This is a genomic window from Kitasatospora sp. NPDC048545 (assembly GCF_040651155.1).
Classification (GTDB): Bacteria; Actinomycetota; Actinomycetes; order Streptomycetales; family Streptomycetaceae; genus Kitasatospora.
On sequence record NZ_JBEZIQ010000032.1, the window covers coordinates 32828 to 48414 of the forward strand.

At 71.4% G+C, this 15587-nt stretch carries 14 protein-coding genes; all 14 read left to right on the forward strand.

Annotated features, from left to right (window positions below; translation table 11 throughout):
• Window positions 1-61: 61 nt before the first annotated feature.
• The 14 genes from AB0D10_RS27425 (at window position 62) to AB0D10_RS27490 (ending at window position 15531) form a co-directional block, all read left to right on the forward strand.
• A complete protein-coding gene (locus AB0D10_RS27425; protein WP_360261331.1) occupies window positions 62-541 on the forward strand; it encodes a hypothetical protein in 480 nt (159 codons plus the stop codon).
• A 32-nt stretch (window positions 542-573) separates the two neighbouring features.
• Entirely contained in the window at window positions 574-2469 is a 1896-nt protein-coding gene (locus AB0D10_RS27430) for a glycoside hydrolase family 15 protein (RefSeq protein ID WP_360261333.1), read from the forward strand.
• A gap of 426 nt (window positions 2470-2895) precedes the next feature.
• A complete protein-coding gene (locus AB0D10_RS27435; RefSeq protein ID WP_360261335.1) occupies window positions 2896-3336 on the forward strand; it encodes an NUDIX domain-containing protein in 441 nt (146 codons plus the stop codon).
• The gene (locus AB0D10_RS27440) at window positions 3333-3920 is read left to right on the forward strand and encodes an AAA family ATPase (RefSeq protein ID WP_360261337.1); all 588 of its coding nucleotides are present in this window, start codon (window positions 3333-3335) and stop codon (window positions 3918-3920) included. Before AB0D10_RS27435 ends, AB0D10_RS27440 begins: the two co-directional genes overlap by 4 nt.
• A gap of 68 nt (window positions 3921-3988) precedes the next feature.
• A complete protein-coding gene (locus AB0D10_RS27445) occupies window positions 3989-4477 on the forward strand; it encodes an NUDIX domain-containing protein (protein ID WP_360261339.1) in 489 nt (162 codons plus the stop codon).
• Between the two features lie 154 nt (window positions 4478-4631).
• Entirely contained in the window at window positions 4632-6617 is a 1986-nt protein-coding gene (locus AB0D10_RS27450) for an ABC transporter ATP-binding protein (RefSeq protein ID WP_360261341.1), read from the forward strand.
• 55 nt (window positions 6618-6672) lie between these two features.
• The gene (locus AB0D10_RS27455) at window positions 6673-7302 is read left to right on the forward strand and encodes a DUF5753 domain-containing protein (protein ID WP_360261343.1); all 630 of its coding nucleotides are present in this window, start codon (window positions 6673-6675) and stop codon (window positions 7300-7302) included.
• A 109-nt stretch (window positions 7303-7411) separates the two neighbouring features.
• The gene (locus AB0D10_RS27460; RefSeq protein WP_360261345.1) at window positions 7412-8296 is read left to right on the forward strand and encodes a protein phosphatase 2C domain-containing protein; all 885 of its coding nucleotides are present in this window, start codon (window positions 7412-7414) and stop codon (window positions 8294-8296) included.
• Window positions 8297-8333: 37 nt separating this feature from the next.
• Entirely contained in the window at window positions 8334-9290 is a 957-nt protein-coding gene (locus AB0D10_RS27465; RefSeq protein WP_360261347.1) for an NUDIX hydrolase, read from the forward strand.
• Between the two features lie 148 nt (window positions 9291-9438).
• Window positions 9439-10440, forward strand: coding sequence for an endonuclease/exonuclease/phosphatase family protein (locus tag AB0D10_RS27470; protein ID WP_360261350.1), 1002 nt, complete (start codon window positions 9439-9441; stop codon window positions 10438-10440).
• Between the two features lie 2 nt (window positions 10441-10442).
• Entirely contained in the window at window positions 10443-11168 is a 726-nt protein-coding gene (locus tag AB0D10_RS27475; RefSeq protein WP_360261353.1) for a hypothetical protein, read from the forward strand.
• A 2-nt stretch (window positions 11169-11170) separates the two neighbouring features.
• Complete coding sequence (locus AB0D10_RS27480; protein WP_360261355.1) at window positions 11171-11821, forward strand: 2'-5' RNA ligase family protein; 651 nt, start codon at window positions 11171-11173, stop codon at window positions 11819-11821.
• Window positions 11822-11965: 144 nt separating this feature from the next.
• Complete coding sequence (locus tag AB0D10_RS27485; protein ID WP_360261357.1) at window positions 11966-12784, forward strand: hypothetical protein; 819 nt, start codon at window positions 11966-11968, stop codon at window positions 12782-12784.
• 86 nt (window positions 12785-12870) lie between these two features.
• Window positions 12871-15531 (forward strand): hypothetical protein, encoded by a 2661-nt coding sequence (locus AB0D10_RS27490; protein ID WP_360261360.1) that lies wholly within the window; start codon window positions 12871-12873, stop codon window positions 15529-15531.
• Window positions 15532-15587 lie beyond the last annotated feature (56 nt).

Genomic DNA, 15587 nt, shown 5'->3' on the forward strand with positions numbered 1-15587 from the left:
TCAGAGAGCAGATGATCACCCTCACCGTCCTCCACGGACCTACTCCCTCCGGCGGCGCCCGGTGAACCTTCGATACGTCGAGGCACCCGAGCCGTACGAGCCGGACGGCCGCCCGGCGGTGTTCCTCGCCGGGGCAACCGTTGGCTGCCCGGACTGGCAGACCGAAGCGGTCGACCTGTTCGCGACCACGGGCTTCGACGGCACGGTGCTCAACCCCCGGCCGTCGCGCAACCCGGCCACCGACCCCTACCTCGCGTGGCAGCCGTTCGGCTGGCAGGACCGCAACATCCGGCGCACCGACGTCGTCCTGTTCTGGAACCCGATCGGGCACGTGCGCGTGCACGACTGCTACGAGGCCGGCCTGTTCACCCCGTACGGCGGGACGGTGGTCGTCGGCTGCGACCTGGCCGACCCCGTCCAGCGGGCCAACCGCGTGCTGCTCGCGAACCTCATGCCCTGGTTGCCGGTAGCCAACACGCTCGCCCACACCGTCACCGCCGCCCTCGCCTCGCTCGCGACCCCCGCCCCCGCTCGCCGCTGACCACCCACCGTCCCACCCACGTCAGGACTCCCGTGCGCACCCCCACCACCCCTTCCCGGATCGAGGACCACGCGCTCCTCGGCAACACCGCGTCCGCCGCCCTGGTCCGCCCGGACGGTTCCATCAACTGGGCCTGCCTGCCCGGCTTCGACTCGCCGGCGGTGTTCGCCTCGCTGCTCGGCACCGCCGACCATGGCCTGTGGCGCGTCGGCCCGGCCGTCTACGACGGCGCACTGCCCCCGGCGGCCGACCGCCGCCACTACGTGGGCAACTCCCTGGTCCTGCGCCAGGAGTGGGACTGCCCCGCCGGTACGGTTGCGGTCACCGACTTCATGCCGGCGCCCACGGTCAGCGACCACGCGGAGCCCCGGATCATCCGGATCATCGAAGGCATCAGCGGCGAGGTCCGCGTCGCCAGCGTCTTCCGGCCCCGTCCCGGCTACGGCACCACCAGGCCGCACATCGAGCGGCTCTCCCGCGGAGCCCAGCGGCTGTGGGTGGTCGCCCACCCGGACTCGTACTGGCTCGATGGCCCCCAGCACACCGCCAACGGGCGGGGCGTGTGCCGGGCCGACTTCACCGTCCGCGCCGGCCAGAGCGTCGTACTCACCCTCACCTGGGTGCCCTCCCACCGCCCCGCCCCCATCCCACCCGACGCCTTCGCCGAGCTCGACGCCACCATCGAGTTCTGGGAGCAGTGGGCAGCCGGCTGCACGTATCCCGGCCCGGACCGCGAGGCCGCGGTACGCTCCGCCCTCACCCTCAAGGCACTCTGCCACCCGGGCGGCGGCGTCGTCGCCGCGCCCACCACGTCCCTGCCCGAGCGGCTCGGCGGCGAACGGAATTGGGACTACCGCTACGTCTGGCTGCGCGACAGCGCGCTGACCATCGCCGCTCTGCTGCGGCTCGGCTTCCTCGACGAGGCCCGGCAGTGGCGCAGATGGCTGGTCGACACCGTCAACCCCCAACGCCTCCAGCCGATCTACCGCGTCAACGGCGACGCCGAGCTCGACGAGGAGGTCCTGGACCACCTTCCCGGCTACGACGGCTCCCAGCCGGTGCGCATCGGCAACGGCGCTGCCGACCAGCTCCAGCTCGACGTCTACGGCGAACTCGCCGACACTCTGCTGCTCGCCGAGGACGCCGGCCTCCCCCCGTCCCCGCAGTGCGACGCCCTGCTCTTGGCGCTCGCCGAGCAGCTGGAGCAGCGCTGGCGGGAGCCTGACGAGGGCATCTGGGAAATCCGTGGCCCAGCACGGCATTTCACCCACTCCAAGGTGATGTGCTGGGTCGCCGTGGACCGGACCCTGCGGCTGCTGGAACGCCGGAGCGCCACCGACCCTGCCGTCCTCGTCCGTCTCGCCCGCCTGCGCGAGGAGATCCATACCGACGTCTGCACGCGCGGCTTCAACCCCGAGACGGGCACCTTCACCCAGTCCTACGGTGGCCGGGCCCTCGATGCCTCCCTGCTGCTCCTGTCCCTGATCGGCTTCCTGCCGCCGGACGACAAGCGCGTCGTCCGCACCGTCGAAGCCGTCCAGCGCGATCTCACCGAGCACGGGCTGGTGCTGCGCTACTCCACCCGCGAGGAAGCCGGCGGCAACGTCGACGGGCTCGCCGGCCACGAGGGTGCCTTCCTGGCCTGCTCGTTCTGGCTGGCCGAGAGTCTCGCCGTCATCGGCCGCCACGCCGAAGCCCGCGCGCTGTTCGACCGGCTGCTCGCCCTGCGCAGCGATCTCGGGCTCCTCGCCGAGGAGTACGACCCCCTCGCCCGCCGCCAGCTCGGCAACTACCCGCAGGGGTTCTCCCACTGGAGCATGGCGGACGCGGCCGTCCGCCTCGCCGACTGCCCGCAGCCTCGGCTCACGGCACTGCCCGGGCCGCGTGCCGCCGCCGACCGGGCGCTTCCCGCCGCCGTGGTGGCGTAGTGGGCGGCAGCGAGGTGCGCAACACCGTCAGCCGGTCGAAGGTGCGAATCGCCGTCCAGGCCGCCAGCAGTACGGGAACCTCGGGGGCACCCGCGACACCGAGCGCCTCCAGAAGCGGATCACCGCCCTGGGAAGCGTGAACGCCCGCCTCCCGACGAGCATGGCGCGACTGTCAGTACCCCGTGGCACACTGCCCTGTTCGAACCACAACGGCCGGACTGGTATGACGAGTTGGGGCTGTTCACCGGATCGTGTGGCATCTGCCGCGACACGCCGACGCGGCCCCGCCGGGCCGCCTACGGTGGGACACCTGCCCACGCACTCACGTACGACGAACGATCATCAGTTTGATCGCAGCATCGCCATGCCCTCAACCGGCCGCGCTCCCCGCGCCGGTTCCCTCCCGCCCCTGGAAGGAGACGCCCCGTGCCGCACACGCTGGTTGTGGGAGTCCACCTGGTCCTGATCGAGAACGGCCGGGTGCTGCTCGGACAGCGAACCAACACCACGTTCGCCGATCAGCACTGGCACGCTCCAGCCGGCCACCTCGAAGCGGAGGAGTCCGTCCTGGCCGGTATGGCCCGCGAGGCCGACGAGGAACTCGGCATCACCATCCGGGAGGAGGACCTCGACCTGGTGCACACCCTCCACCACCTTGACGCCGACGACGGTGCCGGACGCCTCCAGCTGTTCTTCGCCCCGCGCGCGTACACCGGCACGATCACCAACCGCGAGCCGGACAAGTGCGCCGCCCTCCGCTTCTGGCCGCTGGACAGGCTTCCGGATCCGATCGTCGGCTACACCGCCGACGCGCTCACGCAGATCGCCGCCGGCCGCCCGCTGTCCGTCGTCGGATGGCCGGCGTGAGCACCGCGAGCCCCCCGGCGCTCCCGGCGGCGGCCGGGACGCCCGTGGGAAGCGCGGAGACCCGCCTCGTGGTCGTTCGGGGCAACTCGGCGTCGGGCAAGTCGTCGGTGGCGGCGGGCATCCGGGACCGGTTCGGGCGGGGCTTGGCCGTGGTCGCGCAGGACAACCTCCGCCGGATCGTGCTGCGCGAGCGGGACCGGCCCGGCGGCGCGAACATCGGCCTGATCGACACCGTGGCACGGTACGCGCTGGGCGCCGGCTACCACGTCGTAATCGAAGGCATCCTGTACGCCGATCACTACGGCGAGATGCTCAGGCGCCTGGTGGGCGACCACCGCGGCGTCACCCGCTGCTACTACCTCGACATCCCGATCGCCGAGACGCTGGTCCGCCACGCCGCGAAGGCCGATCGCGAGTACCTGGCTGCCGTCACCGAGCGGGAACTGCGCGACTGGTACCGCGCGCACGACGTTCTTCCCGGCGGCATCGAGACCGTCATCGGCAGCGACAGCACCCTCCACGACACGGTCGACCGCATCATGCGCGAGACCGCGCTCTCGGAGTTGCACCCGCGCGACACCTAGAAGCAGTCGCCCGACGACCGTCGCGTCCGCGCCATTGACCCCTCCCACTTCAACCAGGAGCACCCCTGATGCACGAGACAAGCAGGCTGTCGGTCTGCGTCATCGCCCACGACCTGACGACCGACCGGATCGCCACCGTCCACTACGCCCAGCGCAGTTGGACCCCGGGCCCCGCGTGGACGATTCCCGGCGGGAAGGTCGACCCCGGGGAGGAGATCTCCGTCGCTGCCGCCCGGGAGCTGCGCGAGGAAGCCGGGCTCATCGCCCGGCCGTGCGACCTGCGCCTGGTGCACACCATCCAGGCCAAGGAGGGCTGGGACGGGCGCGGCGGGTTCGTCCTGTTCGTCTTCGCCACCAGCGACTTCGCGGGCGAGCTGGTCAACGTCGAGCCGGACAAACACCTGGAGGTGCGCTGGCACCCCGCCGCCGACGTCCTGCCCAGCCCGATGTTCCCGACCTCCAAGGCCGCGGTGGAGGCGTACCTGGCCGGCAGGCCCGCGTTCTCCACCCACGGATTCGACCCCGCCTCCGGCGGGCGGCAGCTCGTCGAGACGTGACCGGCACCGGCCAGCACCGTACCGGGCGAGTGCGCCCGGCACGGTGCCGGCCGGCTCGTCCCTGCCCGGTCCGCACCGGTCGCCCCACGGCTACGCCGAACTCTGAGGCACTGGCGCCCGACCACCGCGTTCCCCCCTCTGCGAAAGGGAGTATGTGACCAGCGAACTCGAGACCTCGACGGATCCGGTGCCGGACAGCGAGCAGCTGCTGTTCGGCGGGCCGATGCGCTATGACTACGGCTGGGCCAAGCACGAGATGGCCAGTGGCAAGGTGACGTTCTGGGCAGTGGCGCGGCAGATGCCGCACTTCCTGCGCCTGGCCAGACGGATGGCGTGGCAGGCCGACCGGGCGGCGCTGGTGACCCTGGTCGGCGCCGAGGTGCTGCGCGGCCTGGCCGCGGCCTTCGCGCTGATCGCGACCAACCACGCGCTGGCCGCGCTGCTCGCCCCCGGCCAGGTGGCCGACGTGCTGCGGGCCGCTGTGCCGGCGGTCGTGGCGGTCGCGGTGATCGCGGGCCTGTCCTCGGTGCTGTCCGCAGCCTCGGGCTGGGCTGGCGGGCGGCTGGAACCGGCGGTCTTCCGCCGGGCCACGATCGAGTTCCTGGGCATCGTCGGCCGCTCCGAGCTGGAGGCGATCGAGGACCCCGAGTTCCTCGCCGAGGTGGACAGCGCCCGCTGGGGCGCGATGTCGCTGCAGAACATCATCGGCCAGGCCACCTCCGTCCTCACCGCCACGTTCGGCCTCGTCTCCGCCGCCGGCGTCCTGTCCGTCCTCCACCCCGCCCTGCTGCCGATGCTGCTGCTGATCACTGCCCCGCGTGGCTGGGGCGCCGTCCGCACCGCGCGGCGCCACTACGCCTCCACGCGGGCGTGGCTCCAGCACTCCCGGGCCAGCACGGCGCTGGCAGACATGCTGATCCGCCCGTACTCCGCGGCCGAGCTGCGGGTGCACGCCTGCGGGCCGTTCATCCTCCATCACTACGAGCAGATGGCCCGTGCAGCCGAGCAGGAGCAGGCCCGCCTCGCCGGGGCGAGGGCGCGTACCGACCTGCTCTCCGCGACGCTGGCCGGCGCCGCCACTGTCGGTGCCTTCCTCCTCCTGGGCTCGCTCGTCATGAGCGGTGCGATCCCGCTCGCCGCCGCCGGCACGGCCGTGGTGGCCATCCGCACCGGCTCGGCGAGCATCGGCGGCCTCGTCTCCCAGATCAACCGGCTCTACGAGGAGTCGCTGTTCGTCCGCGACCTCGACCAGCTGCGCCGCGAGGGCCACCGCCGGGCGATCCCCACCGGCGGCACGCCGCTGCCCGAGCGCCCCGAAGCGATCACCGTGGAGGATGTCTCCTTCACCTACGACGGCCGCGACACTCCCGCGCTGGACAAGGTCAGCCTCACGATCCCCCGGGGCAAGGTCGTCGCCCTGGTGGGTGCCAACGGTTCGGGCAAGTCCACGCTGGCCAACATCCTGTGCGGGGTCTACCAGCCGCACCAGGGGCGGGTCCGGTGGGACGGCATCGACACCGCCACTGCCGACCGCGACCAGCTCTTCAGCAGCGTCGCCCTGCTCGCGCAGAACTTCCAGCGCTGGTCCTTCACCCTGCGCGCGAACCTGCTCCTCGGCCGCCCCGAAGTCGTCTGCGACCAGCGGCAGCTGGAGACCGCTGCCGACTACGCCGACCTCCACCCGGTGATCGAAGAGCTGCCCCGCAGCTGGGACACCCTCATCGCCAAGGGCTTCGAAGGCGGCGTCGGCCTCTCTGGTGGTCAGTGGCAGAAGGTCGCCCTCGCCCGCACTCACCTGCGTTTGACCACGCCCGACGCCCACGGCCGGCTTCCCGCTCTGGTGGTGGTCGACGAGCCGACGTCCGCGATGGACCCGGAGACCGAGGTCGAGGCGTTCGAGCAGATCCGCCAGCTCACCGCCCTCGGCGTCACCGTCGTCCTCATCACCCACCGTCTCGGCGCTACCGCCAAGGCCGACCGCATCTTCGTCCTCGACCACGGCCGCCTCATCGAACAGGGGAGTCACTCCGAGCTGATGGCCCAGGAACCGGCCACGCGCTACCGCGAGTCCTACCTCCTCCAGGCCGCCCAGTACGACCTCGGCGACCGCCTGCCCCACCAGACCACTGCCAGCGCCTGACCCGTTCGCTCGGTAGTCCCCGATCCGAGCACATCCGATCAGCAGGGAGAAGCCAGTGAGCGCACCGGACCCGTCCGAGACGCCACAGCCGTCCACCGCCACCTCGTGGGACGACCTGCTCGCCCGCGGCACCGAGCACATCCAGCGCGCCTTCCACGAACTCACCGCCGCCACCAGCGACTACGCCGGGCACAGCCCCGACCTGATCTGGGGCAACCTGCAGACTCCCGAGTACGCACAAGAGGTCCTGCGCATGGTCGCGAACCTGCACCAGCTCCCCGACGACTCCAAGGCCGGCGCAGCCGAACGCACCGCCCGCGCCCGCTACCTCGGGCAGGACGGCCGGACCTACCACGTGCTGCTCGGGGAGCAGGCTCTGATGACCGGCATCGGCGGCCCCGCGGTGATGCGCGCCCAGCTGGAGCACCTGCTGGCCGCCCTCGACACGCCGGGCCTGCGCCTCGGGATCATCCCGGCACGAGCCCGCCTGCACGTCTACCCCGGGGACGGCTTCGGCATCCACGACGGCACCCGGGTGGAGGTGGAGGGCTACCGCGGCTGCGAGACCATCACCGATCCGAAGCGCGTCGGCCTCTTCCACCGGGCGTTCAGGCTGCTTCAGGAGTCCGCCGTCTACGGGCAGGACGCCCGCGCCCTGATCACCGAGGCTATGCGCGGCTGGTGATCGCCACTTGGCTTGGCCGTTGAGGGCCTCGGCCTGCCGGCCCGCAGGCCTAACCGTGCCGCAGCACTGGCATTCGCCCGAACCTGTCCAGATCAGAGCGGAGTTCTTTATGCAGACCAATCCCGGTGCCGCTTCTCGTACGGCCATGGTGGGCGGCTCCACTGTCCGTATCGGCGAACTCGCCGGGCCCGGTCGCCCCAGCGAGGACAGGGTGGTCACCACCGACCGTGCCGTGATCGTCCTGGACGGCGTCTCCACCGTCACCGACGACCATCCCCGCGGTAGCTGGTACGCCGACACCCTGGGCACGTCCATCGCCCAACTCCTTACCCGAGAACCCGACATGGACCTGCGCCAGGTACTCGCCACCGCGATCAGCACCATGGCCGACCACCACGCGCTCGTCCCCGGCTCGGCCCCGGCCTCCACCGTGGCGATCGTGCGACGGCGGGCGGAGCGGATCGAGGCGGCGGTCCTCGGCGACAGCCCCGTCATCGCCCTCGCCCGCGACGGCTCGGTGCACCCGCTCCGCGACGACCGGCTCGCCGCACTCGTGGACGCCCAACCGCAGGCCCGCGAGTACCGTGAGCTTCTGCGCGCCGGCCACGGCTTCGGCGAGCGCCACCGCCACATCCTTCAGGAGCTGCGCGGCTTCCAAGGCGGCGTGGTCAACCGCCCCGGCGGGTACTGGATCGCCGAGGCCGTGCCCGAGGCGGGCCTCAACGCGATCACCGCGTCGTGGCCGGCCGCCGACCTGGCCGAGATCGTGATCGCCACCGACGGCATCTCCGCTGGCGTCGAGGAGTACGAGCTGTACTCGTGGCAGGAACTCGCCCGCGCGTGCCGGGAGGACGGGCCGCACGCGGTCGCCGACGCCATCGACCTCGCCGAGCGCCAGGACCCCGCCGGGCAGCTCTGGCCCCGCTACAAGACCGGCGACGACAAGGCGCTCGTCTGGTGGCCGCTGCACCGCCCCACCGGCGGCGACCAGTAGCGTCCGACTGCCAGCAGCCAACCCCCGGAGAACAAGCATGAGTTGGACTACCGACCCGGTACGTGAGGCGGCCTGGGCTGCCTGTACGGAGATGCGAGACCGCCCGCCGATCACCACCACCCGCGCCGGCGGCGCCGACCAGATCGGCCGCGACGCAGCGGCGCTCGCCGAGCGCCTGGACGCCGTGCTCGTCGCCGGCCCCACGCCCCTGCTCGCCCGCACGGTGACGCAGGCGCTAGAACAGCTCGCCCCGGTGCGCGCCCTGGCCGAGCAGTTCGAGCAATGGCGCCAGCAGCTGCCCACCACGCACGCAGTCGGCCGGATCGCCGACCAGTGGCCCGCAAACGCCGAACTCGCCGCCGCCTTCCATGCCTGCACGCCCGCCCTGCTCGCGGCCTACCAGGCGCTGGACGCGGCGGCCCGCACCGCACCCGAGACCGGGTGGACCACCCTCAGCACCCAGGCCCTCCACCACGGGCCGCGCCTGACGCTGCACCGCGACCAGATCCTGCGCCCGGACGGCCAACACGACATCTACGAGCACATCGACGTGCGCGACGGCGTGCGCGTCGTCGCGCTCAACGACCGCAGCGAGGTCGCGCTCGTCGAGGACGCCTTCTATCTCCACGGCCGCCTCGTCCACCTGCCCGGCGGCGGCATCGAGCGCGGGGAGGTTGTCGAAGCCGCCGCCGGGCGCGAGCTGGAGGAGGAAACCGGCTGGCGCGCCACCGCGTGTCGGGTGATCGCCCAGATCCACCCGCTGCCCAGCTCCACCCGCGCCCGCACCCACCTCGTCCTCGCCACCGGCCTCGAACCCGGCGAATTGCGCCGCGATCCGACCGAGGCCGGGATGACCGCCCACTGGGCGCCCCTGGAGCAAGCGCTCGCCATGGTCGAGCACGGCGTGATCCGCGAAGCCGGCAGCGTCGCCGCCCTCCTACACACCGCCCGCCTCCTCGACAAAGAGCAAAACCCACAGCCGCGCACCGCCTGAGCCGCGTAGCCCGCCAACCACCCGCCAACCAGGGCGACTTTCCCCTGGCCACCACCGCTCACCCTCTACCCCGGCGGACTGGCCGCGCCCCGGCCCCGTGCCGTCGCCGGCGCTGCTGCCCGTCTTCCATCCTCAAGGAGGCTCTTCCGTGATCCGCGTTGCGAACCTCAACGCCTACAAACTGCACCCCCGCGACGTCGCCACCCAGGGGTGGGAGGCCCGGGTCACCGCGATCCGCGAAGTCGGCCCGGACGTCCTGTGTCTGCAGGAAGTCCTCGTCGACGAGGACGCACCCGAGGACGCCAGCGAGGACGGCATCGTCGACGAAGCGAAGAGGCTTCGCCGCTGGGACGCCCAAGCCGCTGCCGTCATCGCACGCCTGGCCAAGGACTGCGGCCTCACCGCCACTACGATCCGACCGGGCGGCAGCGCCGGCCCGGTCGCGATGGCCCGAAACGCCCACCGCCCCTGGTACACGGCCGTCCTGTGGAACCCCACTACGGTCACCCCGGTGCCCGGCGGATTCCGACCGTACGGGTCGCCCGACTACTGGCACGGCTGCACCACGATCCAGCTCGACATCGGCGCACAGAGCCCACTGCTCGTCGTCAGCTACCACGGCGACCCATTCCGGCCCGACTTCCGGGCCAACGAGGCGCGGCGACTCAAGGGCGCCTTCCGCCGTACCGGCGGCGCCAAGCCCGGCATCGTTCTCGGCGACTTCAACTCGATCTCCGCCGCCACCGTCACCGTCGACGGCGTGGAACGGCTCTACGACGAAGAGCCCTACCGCGACCAGGACCACGACGACCTCGAGTACCAGTGTGTCCCCGAGACGATCGGCGACACCAACCTCGCCGACCGCCGGGCTACCGCGATGCTGCTGCGCCGGGGCTTCATGGTCGACGCTGCGGCGCACGTCGGCGCGCCGTGGCAGCCGACGGTGGGTCACTGGGCAGACGGCCAGGGCGACCCGGATCCGTGGGGGCGGCGCCGGATCGATCTCGCCCTGGCGACCCGCCCCGTGGCTCCGGCGCTGGTCGGCTACCGCACCCATCGGAGCCCGGCCGCCGAGGCGGCCTCCGATCACCTGCTGGTCGTGGTCGACATAGACCCGTCCAGGATTCGCTACGAGGCCAAGGGGGCTTAACCGTGCGCAAGTTCATGACACCCGGCAGGCAGTGGGGTCGCCCGGACGGGCCGGACGAGGACTGGATCCGACCACATGTCCTGTGGCTGCCGCAGGACCAGCCGCAGGTCTGCGCCTACTTCGCCAAGTTGCGGGAGATTACCTGCCAGTACGCGGACGTGATCTCCTCGATCGCCGAGGAAGACCTCCACATGACCATCCAGAAGATCAACCCGCAGGTCGCCGCCGGCTCGCGCGTCGACGACGCGATGCTCAAGGCTGCGGCAGTCGCGGTCCAGCGTGAACTGGAGGCTCTGGAACCGTTCACCGTCGAGATCGGTCCGGCGCGGGCGTCGGGCTCCGCCGGGATCGTCGAGATCTGGCCGGAGCAGGGACCGGCGGAGCTCTACCAGCGCGTACGCGCCGGGCTGACCACGGCCGGCCTCGGCCTCCCTCCTGCGGAGGAATTGTTCTGGTGCCACATGTCCTGCGGCTACGGCGTGCAGGACACCGACACCCCGCAACTGGCCGCCCGATCCGACCGACTCGCTTCCGACCTTGGCCGCCGAATCCGGCCGGGCATCCGCACCAGCGCCACCATCTCCAGTGTGTGGCTGGCTTGGGAGCGCCAGGTCCCCGACCGAAACACCTACACGTTCGAGCGCGTCCACCAGCTGCACCTCGGCCAGTCCCGCCAGCCGCAGCCGGCCACACCGCACGGCGCCGACACCTACACGACGGAGAAGTGATCGTGGAGAAGTTCGTTCCCCAGTTCCAGGGCTCGCCATGGCCTGACGGCGCCCGCGTTCTGCACGTGTACGCGGTCCCGGACCTGCGGGTCGACCTCCCGTTGGCGCGGCTGGTCGGCGAGTGCCACAAGGCGATGCTGCCCTTCCCGATCACTCCGATCGGCGACGGCACGCTGCACTGCACGCTGGAGATGGTGGCCGACACCACCGCGGACAAGATCACGGCCGAGGAACGCGACGTTCTTCTCCGCGCCCTGCGCAAGCACCTCGATACCGCCAGCCCGTTGGAGATCACGGCCGGCTCCCCGGTGGCCAACCGCGCCGGCGCATTCCTGGACCTGTCGCCGGACGACGGGCTGGTCGACCTGCGAGAGCGCGTCCGCGCGGCCATCCGTGAGGTCCGCGGGCCGGGCGCGCTGCTTCACGACGGTGGTCGGCCGCACATCTCGCTTGGCTACGCCTGGGCCACGGCGTCCTCGGACGAGTTGCACACCGCGCTGCGGCGGATCTCGCCCAGCCACGCCCCTGTCCGTGTCACCGGAGTGCAGCTGCTCGACGTGCAGTTCCAGCGGCGCCCCCGGCCCAACGGGGAGACGGCGTGGGAGCTGTCGTGGGAGCCGGTGGCCGAACTGCCGCTCGCCAACGCAACGTGAACGTCTCCGGTGCCCCGTGTGCTGCGCGGGGCACCGGCAACGTACCGTGACCCAACCTCCGATTCGCCGTCAGCTATCCTCGCGCCACGGCGGACAGCCCCGAAACATGGTGGCCTTATCCGATCGAGCCTAAGGTAGGACGGCGTGACCTGGAGTTTCACCACGAGCCACATCGGCCACGACGGGGTCGGCAACCTGACGTTGGAGATCTGCCACCATCGCGCGGACTACGGCAACCGGTTCGGCGGGGTGTTCTGGCTCGGCACCCCTCCGCTGTCGGACGGGACGCCCGAGCTGGACGTGTGCTGCCCGCTGTGTATGGCGGACCGCGGCCTGACCGTCTCCGGGGTCTGGGGCGGCCCTGCCCGGCTGACCTGCGTGTGCGGGCACTCCTGGACGCCCCGGCTGCCCGCCCTCTCACCCGAGGACCTTCTGCACAAGCTCGTGCGCCTCGCCCTCACATCGAATCCCGGTCCCGGTATGCCGCTGTGGCGGATGCGGACCGACCACGACGCCACGCCACCCACACCGCTCCAGCAGGCCGTCCACCCGCTCGTCGCCGACGCCTCTCGCGCCCTCAACCGTCGGGAGTGGCAGTTCAGCGACCGCGAGTGCTCCGTGGCCTCCGACCTGCTCACGCAGGCCGGCTGCCGGACGTACTGGAGCCCCGAGGCGCTTGAGGCCCTGACGGAGCAGAAGCGGACCGACGAGGACCACCTCAAGTGGGTTCATGAAAACCTCCAGGCGCTGGAGGAGCACGGCAGGACGACCCGCGGCCGTCTCGGGCAGTTCCTGTCGGACTGCACCGCCGCACTGCGGCCGGCCACCCTTCTAACCGTGGACGACCTGGAGCCCGGGAAGACGTGGTCCGGCATGCCGCCCGTGCTGGAGGACGCCCAAGGGGCGCTCGGCAGCGTCCACGTCGTACTGACCGCGGGCGCCACAGGCGACGTCGATTACTGACGCCGGCAGCACGACCTACCGCAGCCGCCCCGGGCTGCATGAGGTGTTCGGTCAGTCCTGGGCGGCCCACAGCCTAGGATCGGCGTATGGTCAGCGATAGCGGGCGGCGGTGGGACGATGCCCGGGCCAGAGCCCGCGAGTTCCAGCGGTTTGATCACAGCGTTCGAGACGTCCTCGCCCTGATCTACTACCTGATCACGGCTCAGGACGACTGGGAAGCGGACCAAGTCCCGCTCCAGTCCGTGCGCTACCGCCTGGCCAATCCGCAGCGCCTGCACCGAGAGCTGTGCGACCTGCTGCCCGGCCCGGCACGCGAGGAGGACTGGGTCAGGCCGGTCGAGAAGGGCATGGCCGACCTGACCCAGGCGCGGCTGGCCGAACACGGACAGGACTACGGCCCATTCACCGGCCCGCCACCCGTAGAAGGGACAATCTGGAGGCTCTGGCACGCGCTGAACGCCCAGCACGGCGTGCCGCTGGAGGACACCCTGCCGTCCGACATGATCACCGACGCCGCGTACGGCCGGTACCACTCAAGCGGGATGACCGTCTTCGAGCACGCGGTACGCGAGCTGACCACACAAGTTGACCAGCTTCTCCTGCCGGCCAGCGGAGCGTTGAGCCTGCGGGCTCACGTCAAGGTCACTGGCGGCATCCACGCCGGACGAACTGGCCGCCTCCGCGCAGTCGCCTGGGGCACCGACGACGAGCAGCGCACCTGCACCGACACACCCGCCGTCTACCGGATCGACTTCGACGATCGCCACGAGAGTGCCGACATCGCCCCCGGCAACCTTGACAGGCTGCCCGAGTGGGACCACCGGTTCGTCGTCGTCCACGCGGGCGAGCCGCTCCCCACCGAGTGGGCCGCCTCGGTGCTGCTGGCCGCTGCCGGCCCGTCGCCGGACTGGCACGACAACGCCGTGGAGCACCTCCGGCAGTGGCAGGGCTACGGACGGATGCTCGTCCTCCTGTCCCAGCCGCGCAACGGCCAGGCGCCGAACCCCAAGGAACAGCAGTGGGTCGATGAAGCCGCCGCCTGGGCCGACGAGATCATCGCCCTCGCACCCATCGACCATTCCTCCCCGCCTCGGCTCACGCTCGGCCAGCCGGCCGACGCCCTCCACCACGCTGCGCGCCTGACCCTCGTCGCCGCGCCCGGGCACGCCCCGGCCCCCGAAGGCGCGCCTTCCTGGGCCGGAACCCACCGCGTAGCCGTCGCGCCCACGATCGCCAAGGCGGTCGAAGCCGCGCTGAACCGGATCGACCGAGGACACCGACGGACCGGCGGCAATCGGCAGGTGCCGCTGCTCGTCGCCCGCTCTGCTGCGTTTATCGGCTGGTACGAGGAGCAGCTGACGACCCGCACGGTGCTGGAGGAGGCCCGGGTGGAGTGGGTCTGCCGCGAGGAGGACGCAGGGGAGCCGATCTCCTGGTGGATCCTGCGCGCCCGCCTCCGCCAGCGGGACGGGTCTCGCAGCGAGGAGACCGTGCTCGCGCACCCGGGCCTGCTGAGCGTGGTCGTCTACCACCCGCGGGAGCCGTGGACGGACACCGAGGTCGTCCTCCTACCCAGTCCCGCCGCCGCACGAGGGAAAACGCGCGAGTTCCTGCGCCTTCCCACCGTCACCAACAACGTGCGCGCCGGCGGAGGCAACACCGACCGCGCCTGGTCGCTCCTCGTGGAAGGGCTCAACCTGTTCCTCGACTCCGATCGCCTACGCGGGAGCGCGTTCCGCAACGACAGCCAGCTCACCTCGGCCCGCCGCAGTGTCGTCCGGGTGGCGTTGACCAACCGGGAGTTCGACGATCTCCAGGACCGACTGGAGCTGAGCCCGGCCGGCGGGCCGGAGGTGTACCGGTTGGCTGACCTCATGGCGAACCCGGTCTGTGACTGGGCCACCCTGGGCGCCATCACCACCGCCGTGCAGCCCAACCCGCCGGCCGCGTCCCTTGACCCGTGGGCCGCGCGTCAGAGGATGTTGCAGTGGCGCGAGGCTGTTCGCCGGGCCGCTACCCTCGCCGCCCCTCATTACGAGAGATCGGATGATGCTGCGGACTCTGCCGCTGTCCGGGACGTCATCACCATGATCCTCTATGCCCTCCACCTGCGCGAACGACAGCCAGTTGATGATGTGTCGTGGTGGACCGTGCTGTTCCACCTCCAGGACGACCAGCACGTCATCGACCTCGTGGAGCAAACGCTCCAGGACAGCGGCCACGACGTGATCCCACGGCTCAGCTTCAGGTCACCCGACCAGAGGAAAGCCGACCCCATCGCCCGGCGGTGGGAACGGCTGAACCGCACACGGAACACCAGCCACCCGCAGGACCCGCTCGCAGCCGGACCACACGACGGCCCCGATCACAGGCCCGATTCCCGACCCGACATACAGGGCAGCCGCGGCGGCCGACCCAACACGATCATCAGGGCATGCGTTCCTCGTGCCGCCGCCGCCGTCCACACCGTCCTGGAGGGCGGTTTTATCGAGCACCAACGCATCCGCGTCACGGCCGGCCGGTACGAGGGCTGCGCCGGCTTCGTCCTGCGCCCCGCCTGGAGGCTGGACCGCGAGACCTGGCAGATCGAGGTGCCCCCCACCACATACATCGTCGACCTCGACGGTCTCGACGCCACGGTGGAGATCAACTCCGGCCAACTCACCGACCACACGGACGGGCACAGTCGGCCCGGCTCCCCACCTGCCACCACGAACGACCAGGCTGGCGACCAGACGGAGCGATAGGGTCTGCTTCGGCGTTGGCCCAAACGTGGCCCGCCGGACGCCGCTCTCCGGAGTCG

What these genes read in the sequence shown, in the direction of transcription:
- AB0D10_RS27445 (WP_360261339.1), top strand. Translation starts at nt 3,989, where the DNA reads ATGCACGAGACAAGCAGGCTGTCGGTCTGCGTCATCGCCCACGACCTG.
- AB0D10_RS27460 (WP_360261345.1), top strand. Translation starts at nt 7,412, where the DNA reads ATGCAGACCAATCCCGGTGCCGCTTCTCGTACGGCCATGGTGGGCGGC.
- AB0D10_RS27465 (WP_360261347.1), top strand. Translation starts at nt 8,334, where the DNA reads ATGAGTTGGACTACCGACCCGGTACGTGAGGCGGCCTGGGCTGCCTGT.
- AB0D10_RS27490 (WP_360261360.1), top strand. Translation starts at nt 12,871, where the DNA reads ATGGTCAGCGATAGCGGGCGGCGGTGGGACGATGCCCGGGCCAGAGCC.